Origin of the sequence: Mycobacterium sp. ITM-2016-00316 (genome assembly GCF_002968335.2) — a bacterium.
Taxonomy (GTDB): domain Bacteria; phylum Actinomycetota; class Actinomycetes; order Mycobacteriales; family Mycobacteriaceae; genus Mycobacterium.
Window position 1 is genome coordinate 5,956,321 of the sequence record NZ_CP134398.1, and the last position, 19,537, is coordinate 5,975,857.

General features: G+C 70.5%; 14 protein-coding genes. 9 read left to right on the forward strand and 5 right to left on the reverse strand.

Going from position 1 to position 19,537, the window contains the following annotated elements:
- Nucleotides 1–3 precede the first annotated feature (3 nt).
- On the forward strand, nucleotides 4–672 hold the full coding sequence (locus C6A86_RS28995) for an SDR family oxidoreductase (protein ID WP_105362866.1): 669 nt from the start codon (nucleotides 4–6) through the stop codon (nucleotides 670–672).
- Here the strand turns inward: C6A86_RS28995 and fdhA are convergent.
- Nucleotides 669–1,883, reverse strand: a complete 1,215-nt coding sequence (fdhA, locus tag C6A86_RS29000; RefSeq protein ID WP_311100973.1) for a formaldehyde dehydrogenase, glutathione-independent — start codon at nucleotides 1,881–1,883, stop codon at nucleotides 669–671. The genes C6A86_RS28995 and fdhA overlap by 4 nt on opposite strands.
- A gap of 235 nt (nucleotides 1,884–2,118) precedes the next feature.
- Entirely contained in the window at nucleotides 2,119–4,968 is a 2,850-nt protein-coding gene (gene leuS / locus C6A86_RS29005) for a leucine--tRNA ligase (RefSeq protein ID WP_105362177.1), read from the reverse strand.
- Nucleotides 4,969–5,145: 177 nt separating this feature from the next.
- Here leuS and C6A86_RS29010 point away from each other — a divergent pair, with 177 nt between their 5' ends.
- Both C6A86_RS29010 and C6A86_RS29015 read left to right on the forward strand, forming a co-directional pair.
- Nucleotides 5,146–6,126 carry an LpqN/LpqT family lipoprotein gene (locus C6A86_RS29010; protein WP_105362176.1) on the forward strand — a complete coding sequence of 327 codons (981 nt, stop codon included), beginning with the start codon at nucleotides 5,146–5,148 and terminating at the stop codon, nucleotides 6,124–6,126.
- Nucleotides 6,127–6,158: 32 nt separating this feature from the next.
- Entirely contained in the window at nucleotides 6,159–6,548 is a 390-nt protein-coding gene (locus tag C6A86_RS29015; RefSeq protein WP_105362175.1) for a hypothetical protein, read from the forward strand.
- On the opposite strand, the gene C6A86_RS29020 is transcribed toward C6A86_RS29015, so the two are convergent.
- Nucleotides 6,535–7,140, reverse strand: coding sequence for a YqgE/AlgH family protein (locus C6A86_RS29020; RefSeq protein ID WP_105362174.1), 606 nt, complete (start codon nucleotides 7,138–7,140; stop codon nucleotides 6,535–6,537). The genes C6A86_RS29015 and C6A86_RS29020 overlap by 14 nt on opposite strands.
- A gap of 118 nt (nucleotides 7,141–7,258) precedes the next feature.
- Between C6A86_RS29020 and C6A86_RS29025 the strand changes: the two genes are divergently transcribed.
- From C6A86_RS29025 to C6A86_RS29035, 3 genes are all read left to right on the forward strand, one after another.
- Nucleotides 7,259–8,545: an MFS transporter gene (locus C6A86_RS29025; protein ID WP_105362173.1), complete on the forward strand. Its 1,287-nt coding sequence runs from the start codon at nucleotides 7,259–7,261 to the stop codon at nucleotides 8,543–8,545.
- A gap of 9 nt (nucleotides 8,546–8,554) precedes the next feature.
- Nucleotides 8,555–9,331 (forward strand): TIGR03084 family metal-binding protein, encoded by a 777-nt coding sequence (locus C6A86_RS29030; protein WP_105362172.1) that lies wholly within the window; start codon nucleotides 8,555–8,557, stop codon nucleotides 9,329–9,331.
- A 130-nt stretch (nucleotides 9,332–9,461) separates the two neighbouring features.
- Nucleotides 9,462–10,667 (forward strand): ankyrin repeat domain-containing protein, encoded by a 1,206-nt coding sequence (locus C6A86_RS29035; protein ID WP_105362171.1) that lies wholly within the window; start codon nucleotides 9,462–9,464, stop codon nucleotides 10,665–10,667.
- On the opposite strand, the gene C6A86_RS29040 is transcribed toward C6A86_RS29035, so the two are convergent.
- Both C6A86_RS29040 and C6A86_RS29045 read right to left on the reverse strand, forming a co-directional pair.
- Nucleotides 10,651–11,157: a pullulanase gene (locus C6A86_RS29040; RefSeq protein ID WP_105362170.1), complete on the reverse strand. Its 507-nt coding sequence runs from the start codon at nucleotides 11,155–11,157 to the stop codon at nucleotides 10,651–10,653. The two genes, C6A86_RS29035 and C6A86_RS29040, sit on opposite strands and share 17 nt — an antisense overlap.
- A 15-nt stretch (nucleotides 11,158–11,172) precedes the next feature.
- Complete coding sequence (locus C6A86_RS29045; RefSeq protein WP_105362169.1) at nucleotides 11,173–12,627, reverse strand: CCA tRNA nucleotidyltransferase; 1,455 nt, start codon at nucleotides 12,625–12,627, stop codon at nucleotides 11,173–11,175.
- Nucleotides 12,628–12,736: 109 nt separating this feature from the next.
- Here C6A86_RS29045 and C6A86_RS29050 point away from each other — a divergent pair, with 109 nt between their 5' ends.
- The 3 genes from C6A86_RS29050 to murJ are packed head-to-tail and all read left to right on the forward strand — an operon-like array spanning nucleotide 12,737 to nucleotide 19,472.
- Nucleotides 12,737–13,531 (forward strand): NUDIX hydrolase, encoded by a 795-nt coding sequence (locus C6A86_RS29050; protein ID WP_105362168.1) that lies wholly within the window; start codon nucleotides 12,737–12,739, stop codon nucleotides 13,529–13,531.
- On the forward strand, nucleotides 13,528–15,885 hold the full coding sequence (locus C6A86_RS29055; protein WP_311100974.1) for a hypothetical protein: 2,358 nt from the start codon (nucleotides 13,528–13,530) through the stop codon (nucleotides 15,883–15,885). Before C6A86_RS29050 ends, C6A86_RS29055 begins: the two co-directional genes overlap by 4 nt.
- Entirely contained in the window at nucleotides 15,882–19,472 is a 3,591-nt protein-coding gene (gene murJ, locus C6A86_RS29060; protein WP_105363382.1) for a murein biosynthesis integral membrane protein MurJ, read from the forward strand. The genes C6A86_RS29055 and murJ overlap by 4 nt, the downstream gene beginning before the upstream one ends.
- The last annotated feature ends 65 nt before the right edge of the window (nucleotides 19,473–19,537 follow it).

Below are 19,537 nucleotides of genomic sequence, written 5' to 3' on the forward strand. Positions count from 1 at the left end.
CCTGTGCCCACTGCCCTGATCACCGGCGCCGGCGGGGGGATCGGCTCGGCCGTCGCCGCCGCGCTCGCCCCCACGCACACCCTGCTGCTGGCCGGCCGCCCATCCGCCCACCTGGACGCGCTGGCCGAACGCCTCGGCGCGCCGACCTGGCCGCTGGACCTCACCGACCAGGATTCCATCGAGTCCGCCGCCGAACCGCTGGCCGAACTCGACGTCCTGGTGCACAACGCCGGGGTGCTGTTCCCGGGCAGCGTCGCGCAGTCCTCCGCCGACGAGTGGCGGGCCAGCTTCGAGGTGAATGTCACCGGCGCCGTCGCGCTGACGCTGGCGCTGCTGCCGGCCCTGCGCGCCGCCGGCGGGCAGGTGGTGTTCATCAATTCCGGTGCAGGCCAGAAGGTTTCGGCAGGCATGGCGTCATACTCGGCGAGCAAGTTCGCGCTGCGGGCATTCGCCGACTCGCTGCGCGCCGACGAGCCGTCGCTGCGGGTGACCTCGATCTTCCCGGGCCGTACCGACTCGGAGATGCAGCGCGACCTCGTCGCCTACGAGGGTGGAACCTATGACCCGGCGAGGTTTCTGCGGGCCGAGACCGTGGGCGGGCTCGTCGCGCAGGCGGTGAACACCCCACGCGACGGCTCCGTCCACGAGATCACGGTCCGCCCCGGTACCTAAGCCGGGACCATCCCGTGCGGGTCCAGCACGAACTTCTGGGCCACCCCGGAGTCGAAGGCGGCGTACCCCTCCGGCGCGTCCTGAAGCCCGATGACGGTCGCGTTCACCGCATCGGCGATGTGCGCCTTGTCGTGCAGGATGCTCATCATCAGGCCTCGGTTGTATTTCAGTACCGGGCACTGGCCGGTGTAGAAGCTGTGGCTCTTGGCCCAGCCCAGACCCAGCCGGACCTTCAACGTGCCGTGCTTGGCGTCGTCATCGGCGCCGCCCGGGTCGCCGGTGACGTAGAGGCCGGGGATGCCCAGCGAGCCGCCCGCCCGGGTGGCGTTCATGATCGAGTTCAGCACCGCGGCCGGCTGCTCACCGGCCCCCTGGCCGTGCCCGCTGGCCTCGAATCCCACGGCGTCGACGGCGCAGTCGACCTCGTTGGTGTTCAGGATCTCCGCGATCTGGTCTTCCAGGGTGGCGTCGGCGCTGATGTCGACGGTCTCGCAACCGAACGACCTGGCCTGCGCGAGCCGGTCGGCGTTCAGGTCGCCGACGATCACCACGGCAGCACCCAGCAGGTGCGCCGAGTACGCCGCGGCCAGACCCACCGGACCCGCCCCCGCGACGTACACCGTCGAACCGGTGGTGACGCCCGCGGTCTTGGCGCCGTGGTAGCCGGTCGGAAAGATGTCCGACAGCATGGTGAGGTCGCGGATCTTGGCCAGGGCGGCGTCGCGGTCCGGGAACTTCAGCAGGTTGAAGTCGGCGAAGGGCACCATCACGTAGTCGGCCTGACCGCCCAGCCAGCCGCCCATGTCGACGTAACCGTAGGCCGAACCGGCGCGAGCCGGATTGACGTTCAGGCAGATACCGGTCTGTCCCTCACGACAGTTGCGGCACCGCCCGCAGGCGATGTTGAACGGTACCGAGCAGATATCACCGACTTCGAGAAACTGTACGTCCGAACCTTTTTCGACGATTTCGCCGGTGATCTCATGGCCGAGGGTCTGACCGACCGGCGCGGTGGTGCGGCCGCGGACCATGTGCTGGTCCGAGCCGCAGATATTGGTCGACACGCACTTGAGGATGACGCCGTGGTCCGCCCTGCGGGTCATGCCCATCGCGTCGGCGACCTCGCCGGGAACCTCGAGCTTCGGGTAGGGCAGCGTCTCGACGGCCACCTGGCCGGGTCCCTTGTAGACGACGATCCGGTTATCGGACATTGCGCGCTCCAGACTGGGCCGCTGTCACCGTATGTCGTTCTCGCAGACAGGATTTCCGCCGCCACGCCGCGGCCCTGCCATCCAGTATCCGCGCGTCCGTATGCGCAAAGTCGAATACGTGCACATCGGGGTCAGAAACTAGCCCAACGGCGAGGTCCGCCCCCACCTTCGGGCCAGTTGCGATGTGAGGAGTGTTCGTCGGACTCGTTCCGACTGCGACTCCACACATCGCAACTCAGACGACGAAGTTCACCAGCCGTCCGGGCACCACGATGACCTTCTTCGGCGTGGCACCGGCCAGGAAGGCCTGCACCTTCTCGTCGGCCAGCGCCGCGGCTTCCAGCGCGGCCTTGTCGGCGTCGGCGGCGACGGTGATCTTGCCGCGCACCTTCCCGTTGACCTGGACCGGCAACTCGACGGTGTCGTCCACCAGGTAGCGCTCGTCCACCGCCGGGAACGGTCCGTGCGCCAGCGAGCCCTCGTGCCCCAGCCGCCGCCACAGTTCCTCGGCCAGGTGCGGCGCCAGCGGGGCGACCATCAGCACCAGCGGCTCGATCGCCGCCCGAGCGGTCACCCCCTCCTTGGTCAGGTGGTTGGTGTACTCGATCAGCTTGGCCGCCGCGGTGTTGTTCCGCAGCGCCGCATAGTCTTCGGCCACCCCGGCAATCGTCTTGTGCAGCGCGCGCAGGGTGTCCTCGGAGACCTGCTCGTCATCGCTGACCCGCTCGGTACCGGTCGTCTCGTCGATGACCGCGCGCCAGACCCGCTGCAGGAAACGGTGCGCGCCGACGACATCCTTGGTGGCCCACGGCCGCGACGCCTCCAGCGGACCCATCGACATCTCGTACACCCGCAGCGTGTCCGCGCCGTACTCATCGCAGATCTCGTCCGGGGAAACCGAGTTCTTCAGGCTCTTGCCGATCTTGCCGAACTCCTGGTTGACCTGCTGGTCCTCATACCAGAACGCGCCGTCCCGCTCGATGACCTCGGCGGCGGGCACGTAGGAGCCGCGCGCGTCGGTGTAGGCGAAGGCCTGGATGTAGCCCTGGTTGACCAGCCGGCGGTAGGGCTCACTGGAGCTGACGTGCCCCAGGTCGAAGAGCACCTTGTGCCAGAACCGCGAATACAGCAGGTGCAGCACCGCGTGTTCGACGCCACCGACATACAGGTCGACGCCACCGGGATCCCTCGGGCCGTGGATCTCCGGGCGCGGGCCCATCCAGTAGGCCTCGTTCTCCTTGGCGCAGAACGTGTCCGGGTTGTGCGGATCGGCGTACCGCAGTTCATACCAGGAGCTTCCGGCCCACTGCGGCATCACGTTGGTGTCGCGCGTGTAGGACCGCAGGCCGTCGCCCAGGTCCAGCTCGACGTTCACCCATTCGGTGGCCTTGCCCAGCGGCGGCGACGGTTCACTGTCGGCGTCGTCGGGATCGAACATCACCGGCGCATAGTCCGGGATGTCCGGGAGTTCCACCGGCAGAGCCGATTCCGGCAGCGGGTGGGCCCGGCCGTCGGCGTCGTACACGATGGGGAACGGCTCGCCCCAGTACCGCTGGCGGGCGAACAGCCAGTCCCGCAGCTTGAACTCGACGCGGGCCCGGCCGGCGCCGTCGGCTTCCAGGCGCGCGATGATGGCCTCCTTGGCCGCCGCCACGGTCAGGCCGTTGAGGTAGTCGCTGTTGACCAGTTCACCGTCGCCGCCGTACGCGGCCTCGCTGACGTCACCGCCGGTGACCACCTCGATGATGGGCAGCCCGAACGCGGTGGCGAACTCCCAGTCCCGCTGATCCCCGCTGGGCACCGCCATGATGGCGCCGGTGCCGTAGCCGGCCAGCACATAGTCGGCGATGAACACCGGAATCTGCTGCCCATTAACCGGATTGGTGGCGTAGGCGCCGGTGAAGACACCGGTCTTGGACTTGTTCTCCTGGCGCTCCAGATCCGACTTGGCCGCGATATCGGACCGGTAGGTCGCGATCGCCTGGGCCGGGGTCGCCGCACCGTAGGTCCACCGGTCGTCGGTACCCGCGGGCCACTGCGAGGCGACCAACGCGTCGACGAGCTCGTGTTCGGGGGCCAGCACCATGTAGGTGGCGCCGAACAGGGTGTCGGGCCGGGTGGTGAACACCTCGATCGGACCGGCCTCGGTGGCGAAGCGGACCTCGGCCCCGGTGGAGCGGCCGATCCAGTTGCGTTGCATGGCCTTGACCTTGTCCGGCCAGTCCAGCACGTCCAGGTCGTCGAGCAGCCGGTCAGAGTACGCGGTGATGCGCATCATCCACTGCCGCAACCGCTTCCGGAAAACCGGATAGTTGCCGCGGTCGCTGCGGCCGTCGGAGGTGACCTCCTCGTTGGCCAGCACGGTGCCCAGCCCCGGGCACCAGTTCACCACCGAGTCGGCGCGATAGACCAACCGATAAGAGTCCACGACGTCGGCGCGCTCGCCCGCCGACAGGTCCTGCCAGGCCCGGCCGTCGGCGAGCGGCCGCGACCCGGAGGAGAATTCGGCGATCAGCTCGTCGATGCGGCGGGCGCGGTTGCGCTCGGTGTCGAACCACGCGTTGTAGATCTGCAGGAAGATCCACTGTGTCCATTTGTAGAAGTCCACATCGGTGGTGGAAAAGCTGCGCCGCGAGTCATGGCCCAGCCCGAGCCTGCCCAGCTGACGCCGGAAGTTGACGATGTTGGCCTCGGTGCGGGTCCGCGGGTGCGTGCCGGTCTGCACCGCGTACTGCTCGGCCGGCAGACCGAAGGCGTCGAAGCCCAGCGCGTGCAGCACGTTGCGCCCGGTCATCCGGAAATAGCGCGCGTACACATCGGTGGCGATGTAGCCGAGCGGGTGCCCGACGTGCAGACCCTCGCCCGACGGGTAGGGGAACATGTCCTGTACGAACATCTTGTCGGCGGGCACCGAGGAGCCGTCGGTGGGCGCCAGCGAGCCGACCGGGTTGGGCACATGGAAGGTCCCCAGCACATGCCAGCGCTGCTGCCAGGTCTGCTCGATCTCACCGGCCAGCTGCGCGTTGTAGCGGTGGCTCGGGGCGTCGGCGTCGGCGGCGGCTGCGTCGGCGGAGGGTTCTGTCACGCCAAACAGGGTATAAGCGCCGTTCGCGAGCGCTTCGGCCACGGGTTGGTATCGGTTCCGTTGCAGCCCGCTCACCGCACGGTTGCAGCTCTGTTCCGGCCCTGGTGACCTTGAACCACAGCTGGTTACAGTCGGCCCCTGACCCAGGCACGTGCTACTCGGAAGGACCGGCGTCAGATGAACGAGACCTCGTACCGTTGGCGGATTCTGCTCGCGGGGACCGTCGCCGGTTTCGCCGGTGTGGTGGGCCTGACCGGCCCCACCGCCGCCGCCGAGCCGCTCGCTCCGCAGCCGTCGCCACCGGGCCCCGCCACCGTCACCCAGACCGTGACCGTCACCCCGCAGGCCGCGCCCGCCGTCCCCGGGCCCTCGCAGCCCGTCGGGCCCGCCGCCGTACCCGCCTCAGGGGCGGGTGTGGTGCCGGCCGCCGCGCCGCCCGGCACCACCACCACCGCTGCCATCCCCCGCCCGGTGTCCGTGCCGCTGTCGCCGAACCCGGCAGGCACCATCCGCGACTACCTGTCCAGCAGGAACGTGGCGATGGAGCCCCAGACCCCGAGCGGGTTCACCGCACTCAACATCGTGCTGCCGCGTCCCACCGGCTGGACCCAGGTCCCGGACCCGAATGTGCCCGACGCCTTCGCGGTGATCGCCGACCGGGTCGGGGGCGACGGGCTGTACACGTCGAACGCGCAGGTGGTGGTGTACAAGCTGGTCGGCGATTTTGATCCCCGCGAGGCCATCCGGCACGGGTTCGTCGACAGTCAGCAGCTCACCGCCTGGCGGGCCACTGGCGGATCGATCGCCGAGATCGGCGGGGTGCCCACGTCGATCATCGAGGGCACCTTCCGCGAGAACAACATGACGCTGAACACCTCGCGGCGACATATCGTCGCGACCTCGGGTACCGATCGCTACCTGGTGTCGCTGTCGGTGACGACCGCCGAATCGCAGTCGGTCGCCGCCGCACCCGCCACCGATGCCATCGTCAATGGGTTCCGGGTGGCCGCACCCGTCGCGGCGCCCGCTCCGGCCCCGGCCGCGCTGACGCCTCCAGCTCCCGCCGCCGCACCCGCGGCCGGAGCCACCGTGCCGGTCAGCATGGCGGGAACATCCCCTGCCGCGGTGCTCGCCCCGGCAATCGGCCTCCCCGGCTGACCGCTGCCCGCGCTGCCTCGTATCCTTGGCAGATGCTCATCGCCGCGGTGCTCTGCCTGTGCGTGGCAGTGGCGACCGCCGGTGTTGCCACCTGGTCACTGAACCGTCCGTACGCGGCCGACCCGGTGCGCCAGGTGCTGCGCGCCGTCGCGCCCACCCAGTTCGCCGCCGCCGCCATGCTGGCGGCCGGCGGTGTCGTCGCGCTGTCGGCACCCGCCCAGATGGGTGTGCTGGTGCTGGTGGTCTGCGTCATCGGGGCGGTCGGCACCGTCGCGGCCGGCTGTTGGCAGAGCGCGAAAGTGGTCGCGGCCAAGGAAGCTCAGCAGCAGGCGCGACGCGAGGAGGGCGGCGGCTGCGCCGGATCCTGTGTGTCGTGCACCCTGTCGCCCGCCGATTCGGCCGGTCGCTCTAGTTGCGGCTGAGGTCGATCGGGTGCGTCGCCAGCATCGACAGCGGTAGCGGCTGACGGCGCAGCACCCGGGCCCACAGATCGACCCGCGGTTCCACGAGCACATCCGAGGGAAGTGCCGAGAGCACGATCCAGTCGTCGCGCTCGATCTCGCCCTCCAGTTGGCCGGTGGTCCACCCGGAGTACCCGGCGAAGATCCGTACCCCTTCGAGCGCCGGAGCGATCTGGTCGGGATCGGAGTCCAGATCGACCATGACGACGCGGCCCTGCACATGCCGCACGCCCGGCAACCCGGCGATGTCCACCCCGACCCGCACGGTCGCCAGGCACAGCGCCGAATCACGCTTCACCGGACCACCGATGAACATGCTCTTCGGCTTGATCGCCAGCTTCGCCCACTGCGGCAGCACGTTGTAGACGGCGGTCTCACTGGGCCGGTTGAGCACCACCCCGAGGGTGCCGCCCTCGTTGTGTTCGACGATGTAGATGACGCTGCGCCGGAACGTCGGCTCGAGCAGGTCGGTGTCGGCGAGCAGCAGGGTTCCGGCGCGCACACGCGGTGCCGTCGGAGTGACATGATCCTCCGGTTCCTCGGGCTGTCCCACTGGTCCATCATGTCACCAGCAGCCCCGTGCAGCGGCGAACAACAAGCGGCCCGCCGAGATATTTGTACTGTTGATTCGGGTGCCGATCGCAGTCCCGGCCCGGACAGGATCTGATCTGATGACTGACACCCGCAATCCGCCGGGAACCTGGCAGGCCGTGCGCGGCCTGCCCGAGTTCCGGCGACTGCTGGAGTTGCGGGCGGTCAGCCAGTTCGGCGACGGACTGTTCCAGGCCGGGCTGGCCGGGGCCATCCTGTTCAACCCGGAACGCGCCGCCGATCCATGGGCGATCGCCGGTGCATTCGCCGTGCTCTTCCTGCCCTATTCGGCCCTGGGCCCGTTTGCCGGGGCGCTGCTGGACCGCTGGGACCGGCGCCTGGTCCTGATCGGCGCCAACATCGGCAGGCTGCTGCTGGTACTCGCGGTCGGTGCGGCGCTGGCGGTCAGCTCGGGCGATCTGGTGCTGCTGTTCGGGGCACTCATCGTCAATGGGTTCACCCGCTTCGTGTCCTCCGGTCTGTCGGCCGCGTTGCCACACGTGGTGCCCCGCGACAAGGTGCTGACGATGAACTCGGTGGCGACCGCCACGGGCGCGCTGGCAACGTTCGTGGGCGCCAACTTCATGTTGCTGCCGCGCTGGCTGCTCGGCGCCGACGACGCCGCCGCCTCGGCGGTGATCTTCCTGGCCGCCGCGCCCGTGGCTCTCGCGCTGGGGCTTTCGGTGCGCTTCTCCCCCCATGTCCTGGGCCCCGACGACAGCGCCCGCGCCGTGCACGGATCGGCCGCCTACGCGGTGTCCACCGGCTGGGTGCACGGCATCCGGACGGTCGCCGCGGTCCCGACGGTGGCCGCCACGCTCAGCGGGCTGGCCGCACATCGGATGGTGTTCGGGATCAACACACTGCTGGTGCTGGTGATCGTCCGGCACACCGGCGACCATCAAGTCGCCGGCCTCGGCCTGGGCACGGCGGTGGTCTTCGTCGCCGCGACGGGGACCGGATCGTTCCTGTCCACGGTGATCACCCCGTGGGCCGTCGGCCGTTGGGGCCGATACCGCACCGCGAACGGCGCGCTGCTGCTGGCCGCCGTGGTCCAGCTGTTCGCCGCGTGGCTGTACCTGCCGGTGATGATCGGCTGCGGGTTCGTGCTGGGCGCGGCCGGTCAGGTGGTGAAGCTGTGCGCCGACAGCGCCATGCAGATCGATGTGGACGACGCGCTGCGCGGTCATGTCTTCACCGTCCAGGACGCGCTGTTCTGGGTGACGTTCGTGACCGCCATCGCGGGGGCGGCGATGGTGATCCCGGCCGACGGGCGGTCGGTGCCGCTGGTGCTGGTCGGGTCGGTGCTCTATCTGCTGGGCTTCGCCGCGCACGCCGGTATCGGACGGCGGGCCTCCCCGGTTTAGAGTTCAGCCATGGCTGGAGCCGAGCCGATGGTGGCCGATCTGCGCGCCGAGAGCGATGCGCTGGACACCCTGGTGGCCGACCTGCCCGACGCCGGCTGGCGGACCGCGACACCGGCCCCCGGGTGGACCGTCGCGCACCAGATCGCCCACCTGTGGTGGACCGACCGGGTGTCGCTGAAATCCGTCACCGATGAGGACGCGTTCGCCGCGGTGCTCGGTGCGGCGGCCAAGGATCCACTCGGGTTCGTCGACGCCGGCGCCGAGGAGCTGGCGCTCACCCCGCCCGCGGAGCTGCTCACCTCCTGGCGCCGTGACCGGGCCGCGCTGCACGACGCGCTGCTGAGCGTCGCCGACGGCCGCAAGCTGCCCTGGTTCGGCCCGCCGATGAGCGCGCCGTCGATGGCCACGGCACGGCTGATGGAGACCTGGGCGCACGGGCTGGATGTCGCCGACGCACTCGGCGTCCGGCGGCCGGCCACCGCCCGGCTGCGCTCGGTTGCCCATATCGGCGTGCGCACAAGAGATTTCGCTTTCACTGTGCACGGGCTCACCCCGCCGGCGGAGTTGTTTCACGTGGAACTGCGCGGGCCGGACGGCGAGCTGTGGTCGTGGGGACCCGAGGATGCCGCCCAGACCGTGACGGGGTCGGCCGAGCACTTCTGCATGCTGGTGACCCAGCGAAGGCCGCCGCACGAACTCGACGTGGTGGCCGTCGGCCCCGATGCGCAGAAGTGGCTGACCATTGCGCAGGCGTTTGCCGGGCCGCCCGGGGCCGGCCGGGGGTAGCATCCCCGTCGGGCGCGCAGGACCGCCCGACGTCCGCTCGAAGAGGCTCAGCCTCCCTGCTGCAGTTGCCATTCGATGACCTCTTCTCGGCCCGGCATCGCGGACCACGGGCTATCGAGAGGAGGCCGTCATGGCCAGTTGCCTGCCCGACAATCCCTCGCTCACCCGGCTGCGTGATGAAGCCCGGCGCCTGCAGCGTGGCATCTCCGACCCGGCCGCACTGGCGCTGGTCCGCGAGCACCATCCCCAACCCGACACCGCACTGGGCCGCGATCGCTTCGCCTTGCACGATGCGCACCTCACCGTCGCCCGCAAGTACGGCTTCAGCGGGTGGCCCGCACTCGTGCACTACCTCGAGGCCGCCGCGGAACTGAGCGTCGACCCGGCCCGGTTCGACGAGACCGCCGCCGATCCGGCCGACCGGTTCTGCGCGCTGGCCACGCTGCGCTACGACGAGGCCGACGCCCCGCCCCGCCGGCAGGCCGCCGCCGAACTCCTGCGCGCCGACCCCAGCCTGATCGAACACCATGTGTGGGCCGCCGCCGCGGCAGCAGATCCACGGGCGCTGTCCGCCCTGTTGCGCCGGAACCCGGCACTGGCCGGGGCCACCGGCGGTCCGCACGGCTGGGTCCCGTTGATGTATCTGGCGTACGCACGAACGCCACAACACGACAGCCTGGCCGCGGCCGCGCTGCTGCTCGACGCCGGCGCCGACCCGAACGCGGGCTTCCTATGGCGCGGGATGGCGACCCCGTTCACCGTGCTGACCGGGGTGTTCGGCGAGGGTGAACAGGGGCCGCGCCGGCAGCCGCGGCATCCGCTCGCCGCCGATCTGGCCGAGCTGCTGTTGCGCCGCGGGGCCCATCCGGCCGACCAGCAGACCCTCTACAACCGGATGTTCCGGCCCGACGATGCGCACCTGGAGCTGCTGTTCGCCCACGGTCTCGCCGACGCGGGTCCGAGCCCGTGGGAGCGGCGGCTCGGTGAGGCGATGGAGACCCGCGCGCAGATGTGGCAGCGGCAGGTGTCCTGGGCGGCCGAGAACGGCTTCACCGACCGGCTGGCCCTGCTCGCCCGGCACGGTATCGATATCTCGGGAGTCGATCCCGTGCTTCCCCGACTCCCCGATCAGCCCAACGCCCGCGACGCCGGCGGCGCCACCGCCCTGCACCACGCCGCGTGGTCCGGTGACCTCACGCTGATCCGGCAGCTGCTCGACGCCGGCGCGGACCCGGCCCTGCGCGACGGCCGGTTCGACGCGACACCCCAGGGCTGGGCCGAGCACGCCTACCAGGACGAGGCGGCCGAGTTGCTACGACTCAACTCAGATCGGTAGCCGAGTCCGCGGCGCCGTCGGAGTCGGCATCGGTGAACTGCACATCCCAGCTGCCGTCACCGTCGCGATCGGCGTAGGCGGTAGCCGTCCCCTCGTGGTGGCCGAGCACCCGGTCGGCCAGCCCGTCGGCGTCGACGTCGAGCAACCGGTCATCGGTGTGGCCGTCTCCGTCGAAATCCACCATGGGTCCGCCGGTCGCCTCCACCCCGTCCAGGCCGAACCAGCGCAGCTGTCCGGCCCGATCGATCGCCACCGCCCAGGTGCCCGATCCGTCATCGGTGAAGTAGGCCGGCGCCGGGCCGTCCCGGTCGTGCACCGCGTGATCGGCCAACCCGCTCGCGTCGAGATCGGCCAGCGCGTCATCGGGGCGGCCGTCCCCATCGAGGTCCAACCCGATCGCGTCGAGCACCCCGTCACCGTCCACATCGACGGTCGGGTCGGCGGTCCAGATCTGCGCGCCGCCGGCCCCGTCACCCAGGCAATAGTCCATGCCTGTTCAGACGCATCAGGACTGCTGCGCGTTCCACCAGCGGTGAAGTTCGGCGATCGCCTCGTCATGGTCGAGTGGCCCGCGGTCCAGCCGGAGCTCCTTGAGGTGGTTCCACGCCTTGCCGACCAGCGGGCCCGGCGGGATCCCGAGGATCTCCATGATGGCGTTGCCGTCCAGGTCGGGCCGCACCCGCTGCAGATCCTCCTTCGCGGCCAGCTCGGCGATGCGTGCCTCGAGCTCGTCGTAGTTGGCCTGCAGCCGCGCCGCCCGGCGCTTGTTGCGGGTGGTGCAGTCCGCGCGGACCAGTTTGTGCAGCCGGTCCAGCAGCGGACCCGCGTCGGTGACGTAGCGGCGCACCGCCGAGTCGGTCCACCGGCCGTCGCCGTAACCGTGGAAGCGCAGATGCAGGTACACCAGCTGCGACACGTCGTCGACCATCTGCTTGGAGTACTTCAGCGCCCGCATCCGTTTGCGGACCATCTTCGCGCCGACCACCTCGTGGTGATGGAAGCTGACTCCCCCATCGGGTTCGTGGCGGCGTGTGCCGGGCTTGCCGATGTCGTGCAGCAGCGCCGCCCACCGCAGCACCAGATCGGGGTTGCCCGAGGCTTCGAGGTCCACGGCCTGTTTCAGCACCGTCAGCGAATGCCAGTACACGTCCTTGTGCTGGTGATGCTCATCGATGGCCATCCGCATCTCGCCGACCTCGGGCAGCACCACCGCACCCAGGCCGGTCTGCACCATCAGGTCGACGCCGGCCACCGGATCGGCGCCCAGCAGCAACTTGTCCAGCTCGGCGGCCACCCGCTCCGCCGTGATCCGGCCCAGCTGTGGTGCCATCTCCAGCAGCGCCTCCAGCACCCGCGGCGCCACCGCGAATCCGAGCTGTGACACGAATCGCGCCGCCCGCAACATCCGCAGCGGATCATCGCCGAAGGACACCTGCGGGGCCGACGGGGTGTCGAGCACGCGGTCCCGCAGGGCCGCCAGCCCGCCCAGCGGATCGAGGAACTCGGCCGGCCCCGCCGCGGTGATCCGCACCGCCATCGCGTTCACGGTGAAGTCACGGCGCACCAGGTCGTCCTCGAGCGTGTCGCCGAAACGGACCTGCGGATTGCGCGACACCTGGTCATAGCTGTCGGCCCGGAACGTGGTGATCTCGAATCGGTGCCCGGCCTTGCCCACGCCGACGGTGCCGAATTCGATACCGGTGTCCCACAACGCATCCGCCCAGCCGCGGAGCAGCTTCTGCATCTGTTCGGGACGGGCGTCGGTGGTGAAGTCGAGATCCGAGTACAGCCGCCCCAGCAACGCGTCGCGGACGCTCCCGCCCACCAGGTACAGGTCGTGGCCGGCGGCGGCGAACACCGCACCGATATCGCGGAGCACATCGCCGTAGCTGTTCAGCGCAACCCAGGCCCCCGCCAGCAGTTCGGCATCGGCGGCGTCATGGGTCGGGTCGGTCGGCACGTTCGGTGAGCCTAATCGGTCTCCCAACCCGGTAACGACCCGGCGACAGCCCGGCCACGACCGGCGCGTGTGGCGAGCAGGTAAACCTGCGGCAACTACTATCGCTTAAGTGTCGGACGGTGATAAGGCCAAGCCGCGACGGCGCCGAGGGCGTCGCCGCGGCCGTCGCGCTGCCGGTCCGCCCGAAGCCGACGCCGAACGCGCCACCCCGTCGGGGGAAACGGCTTCCTCGTCATCCGACCAGGTGGCCTCCGAGCGCGCCGGCCAGCCGGCCAAGCCCGGCCAGAACCGCAAGCCCCGCCCCTCCCGGCGGGCTCCCGAACGGCTGCGCACCGTGCACGAGACCTCCGCGGGCGGGCTCGTCATCGACGGTCTCGACGGGCCGAAGGACACCCAGGTCGCGGCGTTGATCGGCCGGATCGACCGACGCGGTCGCATGCTGTGGTCGCTGCCCAAGGGACATATCGAGGTCGGTGAGACCGCAGAGCAGACCGCTGTCCGTGAGGTCGCCGAAGAGACCGGCGTGCAGGGCAGCGTGCTGGCAGCGCTGGGCAGCATCGACTACTGGTTCGTGACCGAGGGCCGACGCGTCCACAAGACGGTGCACCATTACCTGATGCGATTCCTGGGCGGTGACCTCTCCGACGAGGACATGGAGGTCACCGAGGTGGCCTGGGTTCCGCTGCGTGACCTGCCGGCCCGGCTGGCCTACGCCGACGAACGGCGCCTGGCCGTGGTGGCCGGCGAGCTCATCGACAAACTGCACACCGACGGCGAGAGCGCGTTGCCGCCGCTACCGCACAGTTCGCCGCGGCGGCGCCCGCAGACCCATTCGCACACCCGCAACCGTCGCCCCGAGGAGTCACCGCCCCGGCGTGCGAACGGCTGCGGTCCGGCCCAGTGATCTTCGCGAGGGTGCTGCGCGTCCTCACCGCCGCCGTACTGCTGCTGCTCTTCGCGACCCCCGCACTGCTGCCGCGCGCCGCCGCAGGCGAACCGGGCACCACCACATTCTTGAAGCTGCGGATCGATCGCGTCACCCCCGACACCGTCACGACCACCACCGGCGCGATCGTCACCGTCGCCGGCACCGTCCGCAACATCGGCGACCGACCGGTGCGCGACGTCGTGGTGCGCCTCGAACACGCACCCGCGGTCACCGCGTCGGCCGGGCTGCGCACCAATCTGTCCGGAAACCTCGACCAGTACGCGGCCGTCGCGCCCTTCATCACACTGTCCACCGAGCTGCAACGCGGCCAGGAGGTGCCGTTCACGCTGTCCTACCCGGTGCGCGGCACCCAGGAGCCCTCGCTGCAGATCGATGAGCCCGGCATCTACCCGCTGTTGGTGAACGTCAACGGCACCCCCGACTACGGCGCTCCCGCGCGGCTCGACGATGCCCGCTTCCTGCTCCCCGTCCTCGGTGTCCCCCCCGACCCCGCGACCGGCGATGCCGAAGGGGTGAGTGCGGTGGTACCGCCGGACACGTCCCGACCGGTGGCGATGACGATGCTGTGGCCTCTGGCCGACCGTCCGAGGCTGGCCGCCGGAATCCCCGGCGGTACCACCCCGGTCCGCCTGCTCGACGATGACCTGGCCACCTCCCTGGCGTCCGGCGGGCGGCTCGACACCCTGCTGTCGGCGGCGGATTTCGCCACCAGCGCCCAGGTCGACGACGAGGGCGCCCTGGGTGACGCGCTGTGCCTGGCCGTCGACCCCGACCTGCTGATCACCGTCAACGCGATGACGAGCGGCTATGTGGTCAGCGACGACCCCAACGGCGGCCTCAACGCACCCACCCGTCCCGGGAACGGCCAGGAGGCCGCCGTCGACTGGCTGAGCCGACTCCGGGCGCTGGCGCAGCGCACCTGCGTCACGGCGACCGTCTACGCCCAGGCCGACCTCGACGCCCTTCAACGCGTCGGCGACACCGGCCTGAGCACCGTCGCCACCCGCGGGGCCGCCGACATCGTCGACCAGATTCTCGGGGTGCGTTCGGTACGCGGCGCCACCCTGATCGGTGATGGGCCGCTGACGCCCGCCGCGGTCTCGCTACTCGGCGCGCAGGGCCCCACGGTCGCGGTCGCTCCCGCCCCACTGGCCGCCGGCGACGCAGACCTCGCCCCGCAACGCGACTCCCTGGATATCGTCACCGCCCCGTTCGACCCCAGCCTGGCGGCCGCGCTGGCCGGCGCCGGCGGCGCGCCCATCACCCCGAGTTACCTCGATGACGCACTGCGCATCCCGCTGCAGCACGACTCACGGGCGGCCCGGCTGCAGAACGCGATCGGGTCACTGTTGTGGCGCGGCCTGGCCCCCGGGACCGAACCCCGCACCCAGATCGTGATGCCGCCGCTGACCTGGGATCTCAATCCCGATGAGGCGCAGCGGGTGCTGACCTCGGTGGCGACCGCCATCGGGGCCGGCCTGGCCTATCCACGACCGCTGCGCGCGGTGATCGTCGAGACTCCGCGCACCGCGCCACCCGCGCCCGCAGCGCCATCCCAGCCTGCCGGCGAACCCGCCGGCCGGTTCGACAACGGTGTGACGTCCGGCATCGCCGCCATCACCGGCAGGCTCTGGGGCCTGACCTCGGCGTTGACCGTCGATCAGCGCACGGGCCTGACCGGCATCCAGTACACCGCCCCGCTGCGGGAGGACATGCTGCGCGCGCTGAGCCAGTCGGTACCCGCCGATGAGCGCAACGCCGCCGCCCAACAACGTCTTTCGACCGTCAGCCGCACCGTCGCCGATCTGTTCGGGGCCGTCACCGTGGTGAACCCCGGCGGCTCCTACACCCTGGCCACCGAACGCAGCCCGCTGCCGCTGGCCCTGCGCAACGACCTGCCGGTGCCGATCCGGGTCCGGCTGCACATCGCCGCCCCACCCGGCATGACGGTGACCGACCCCGGTGAGATCGAACTGCCGCCGGGGTTTCTGCCGCTGCGGGTGCCCATCGAGGTGCACTTCACCCAGCGGTTCGCCGTCGATGTGAACCTGAGCACCGCCGACGGACTGCCGCTCGGCGATCCGGTCCGGCTGTCGGTGCATTCCAACGCCTACGGCAAGGTGCTGTTCTTCATCACACTGACCGGCGGCGCGATCCTGGCTCTGCTGGTCGGCCGGCGGCTCTGGCACCGGTTCCGCGGCGAACCCGACCGCGCGGACCTGGCCCCGCCGACCCGGCGGCCCGATCCGCTGGACACCGCGCTGGCCCACGGCTCCGATCGGGCCCGTCCCGGCGACGAGCCGCGATGAACGCCCCCCAACGGGTACCGCGCGGGCACGACACCCGGCGCCGGGCCGGTGGTCCCCGCGACCAGGACCCGACGGCACGGCAGCCCCGTCAAGAGCTCTCGGACTCCGCGGTGGTGTCCCGGTCCTGGGGGATGGCGCTGGCCACCCTGGTCAGCAGGCTCACCGGGTTCGCCCGGATGGTGCTGCTGGCGCTCATCCTCGGCGGGCCGCTGCTCAGTTCGTTCACGGTGGCCAACCAGCTGCCGAACCTGATTGCCGCCCTGGTGCTGGAGGCGACGTTCACCGCGATCTTCGTGCCGGTCCTGGCGCGCGCCGAACGCGACGACCCCGACGGCGGTACCGCGTTCGTGCGGCGCCTGGTCACGCTGGCCACCGCGCTGCTGATCGTCGCGACCATCCTGTCGGTGGCGGCCGCACCACTGCTGGTGGATCTGATGCTCGGCAGCGATCCGCTGGTGAACCGGCCGCTGACCACCGCGTTCGCCTACCTGCTGCTTCCCCAGGTCGTCTTCTACGGACTGTCCTCGGTGTACATGGCAATCCTGAACACCCGCAACGTGTTCGGACCGCCCGCCTGGGCCCCGGTGCTCAACAACATCGTGGCGATCCTGACGCTGGCGGTCTATCTGCTGGTGCCCGGCGAGCTGTCCATCGACCCCGTCGAGATGGGCAACGCCAAACTGCTGGTGCTCGGCATCGGCACCACCCTCGGTGTGGTGGCCCAGGCGCTGGTGCTGATCCTGGCGATCCGCCGGGAGCGCATCAGCCTGCGCCCGCTGTGGGGCATCGACGACCGGCTCAAACAGTTCGGCATGATGGCGCTGGCGATGGTGCTCTATGTACTCATCAGCCAGATCGGCCTGATCGTCGGCAACCAGATCGCCAGCGCCGCGGCGGCGTCCGGGCCCGCGATCTACAACTACACCTGGCTGATCCTGCAGCTGCCGTTCGGCATCATCGGAGTGACGGTCCTGACGGTGGTGATGCCGCGACTGTCCCGCAACGCCGCCGCCGACGACGGGCCCGCGGTGCTGGCCGATCTGAACCTGGCGACCCGGCTGACCATGCTGACGCTCATCCCGATCGTCGCGATGATGACCGTCGGCGGCCCGGCCATCGGCAGCGCCCTGTTCTCCTACGGCAATTTCGGCCAGACCGATGCGGGCTACCTCGGCATGGCGATCTCACTGTCGGCGTTCACCCTGATCCCCTACACCCTGGTGCTGCTGCAGCTGCGGGTGTTCTACGCGCGCCAACAGCCGTGGACGCCGATCGTGCTGATCCTGGTGATCACCGCGGTGAAGATCGCCGCATCGGTCGCGGTACCGCATCTGGTGTCGGATCCGGGCATCGTCGCCGGATACCTGGGGCTGGCCAACGGGCTGGGCTTCCTGGCCGGCGCCACCATCGGATACCTGGTGCTACGGGCGAACCTGAACCCCCCCGGCGGGAAGATGATCAGCCTCGACGTCGTGCGCACCATCCTGGTCACGATCGTCGCCTCGATGATCGCCGGCCTGGCCGCCCACATCGTCGACCAGCTGCTCGGACTCGAGTCGCTGACCGAGCACGGCGGCGGCCTCGGTTCGCTGCTGCGACTGATCGTGCTCGGTGTGATCATGCTGCCGATCCTGGGCGGGGTGCTGGGGGCGGCAAAGGTGCCCGACGCGCTCGCGGTGGGGGCGGCGATCCGGCGCCGGCTGCCGGGCCGCGCCGCGGCGGTCACACCCCCGACTTCCAGGCCTGGTGAACGGCCTGTCACGTACTCTGATCAGAGCAATTCGCATCCGATGCGGCCTCCACGCCCCCCGGCTGCCCGCCGGTACGGACCGCACGCGGGGATTGCACAGCAGCAGATGCCGAAAGGACCAGCGGTGAGCGATAAACCCGTCAGCGGTTCGGTGCCCGGGGCAGGTGCGCGACCCGAATCCGACCCCGAGTCCGGGGCGACGACACGCATCCCCCTGACCCCCGATTCGCGACCCTCGGCCGGTGACTTCCAGCCGGACACCGGTGGCTTCAGCACCCGGCCGCCCGCCGACTACGGCGGCGACCCGACCCGAGCACCGTTGGGGTTCGATCCCCCGCACGAGCCCCCGCTGGAGGCGGCCACCGCCGACGAGGACATCCACCTCATCCCCGGCGCCACCATCGCCGCCGGACGCTACCGGCTGCTGGTGTTCCACGGCGGCCCGCCGCATCTGCAGTTCTGGCACGCCCTGGACACCGCGTTGGACCGACAGGTCGCGTTGACCTTCGTCGACCCCGACGCCGTCCTGCCCGACAGCGAATTGCAGGAGATCCTCACCCGCACGATGCGGCTGTCCAAGGTGGAGACCACCGGTATCGCCCGCGTGCTCGACGTCGCACGCACCGGCTCGGGGGGGCTGGTGGTCGCGGAGTGGATCCGCGGCGGATCGCTGGCCGAAGTCGCCGCGACCTCGCCGTCACCCATGGGCGGTGCCCGCGCGATCCAGTCGCTGGCCGCCGCCGCCGAGGCCGCACACCGCGCCGGTGTCACGCTGTCCATCGACGACCCGAGCCGGGTCCGCGTCAGCATCGAAGGCGATGTGGTGCTCGCCTTCCCCGCCACCCTGCCCGATGCCACTCCCGAGGACGACATCCGCGGGATCGGCGCAGCGTTGTACGCGCTGCTGATCAACCGGTGGCCGCTGGCCGAGTCCGGTCTGCACAGCGGGCTGGAGGCCGCCGACCTCAACGCGGCGGGCCAGCCCGTGGAACCTCAGTCGGTCGACGGGAACATCCCGTTCCAGATCTCGGCCGCCGCGGCACGCGCCGTGCAGGAGGAGGGCGGCATCCGCAGCGCCCCCACGCTGCTGAACCTGCTGCAGCAGGCCACCGCGGTCGCCGACCGCACCGAGTTCATCGCACCGGTCGACGAACCGCCCGCCCCGTCAGCGGCCCGGCCGGGCCCCGGCGGCACCGATCCCGGGGCGGCCGCGCGCCGCCGCAAGGGCATGATCATCGGCCTGGCCGCCGGCGGTGTCGTGGTGGTGGTCGCTCTGGTGGTCCTCGCGACCGTGCTGAGCCGCATCTTCGGGGATGTCGGGGGCGGACTGGACCGCGACGAACTCGGGTTGAACAATCCGAGCACCTCGGCCGGAGCCGAGTCGGGCAACACCGTCAAACCGGTGCGCGCCACGGTGTACTCCCCCGAGGGTGAGGCCGACGCACCCGCGGACGCGGGCCTGGCGATCGACGGGAATCCGTCCACCGTGTGGCCGACGGACACCTACTCCGATCCCGCCCCGTTCCCCGGCTTCAAGAACGGCGTCGGACTGATGCTGCAACTGCCCAGGCCGACCGCGATCGCGTCGGTCACCCTCGACGTCTCCAGCACGGGCACCGCCGTCCAGATCCGGGGTTCGGACAGCGCCAACCCGGCCACCCTCGAGGACACCACCGCGCTGACCGATCCGACGCCGCTGAAGACGGGCTCCAACACCATCGAGATCGCCAATCCCGAGGCCACCCCGTATGTGCTGGTGTGGATTTCCACGTTGGGCACGGTGGACGGCAAGAGCCGCTCCGATATCTCCGAGATCACGCTCCAATCCGGGTCCTGACGACGTTATCCCCAGCCTCAGCGCCCCAAACCTGCAGTTCAGCGTGCCGCGGGAAAGAGGTGCCG

Bases quoted from the DNA above. Each gene is read 5' to 3' on its own strand.
- C6A86_RS29040 (WP_105362170.1), bottom strand. From the start codon at position 11,157: ATGGACTATTGCCTGGGTGACGGGGCCGGCGGCGCGCAGATCTGGACC.
- C6A86_RS29025 (WP_105362173.1), top strand. From the start codon at position 7,259: ATGACTGACACCCGCAATCCGCCGGGAACCTGGCAGGCCGTGCGCGGC.
- C6A86_RS29035 (WP_105362171.1), top strand. From the start codon at position 9,462: ATGGCCAGTTGCCTGCCCGACAATCCCTCGCTCACCCGGCTGCGTGAT.
- murJ (WP_105363382.1), top strand. From the start codon at position 15,882: ATGAACGCCCCCCAACGGGTACCGCGCGGGCACGACACCCGGCGCCGG.
- C6A86_RS29030 (WP_105362172.1), top strand. From the start codon at position 8,555: ATGGCTGGAGCCGAGCCGATGGTGGCCGATCTGCGCGCCGAGAGCGAT.
- C6A86_RS29010 (WP_105362176.1), top strand. From the start codon at position 5,146: ATGAACGAGACCTCGTACCGTTGGCGGATTCTGCTCGCGGGGACCGTC.
- fdhA (WP_311100973.1), bottom strand. From the start codon at position 1,883: ATGTCCGATAACCGGATCGTCGTCTACAAGGGACCCGGCCAGGTGGCC.
- C6A86_RS29015 (WP_105362175.1), top strand. From the start codon at position 6,159: ATGCTCATCGCCGCGGTGCTCTGCCTGTGCGTGGCAGTGGCGACCGCC.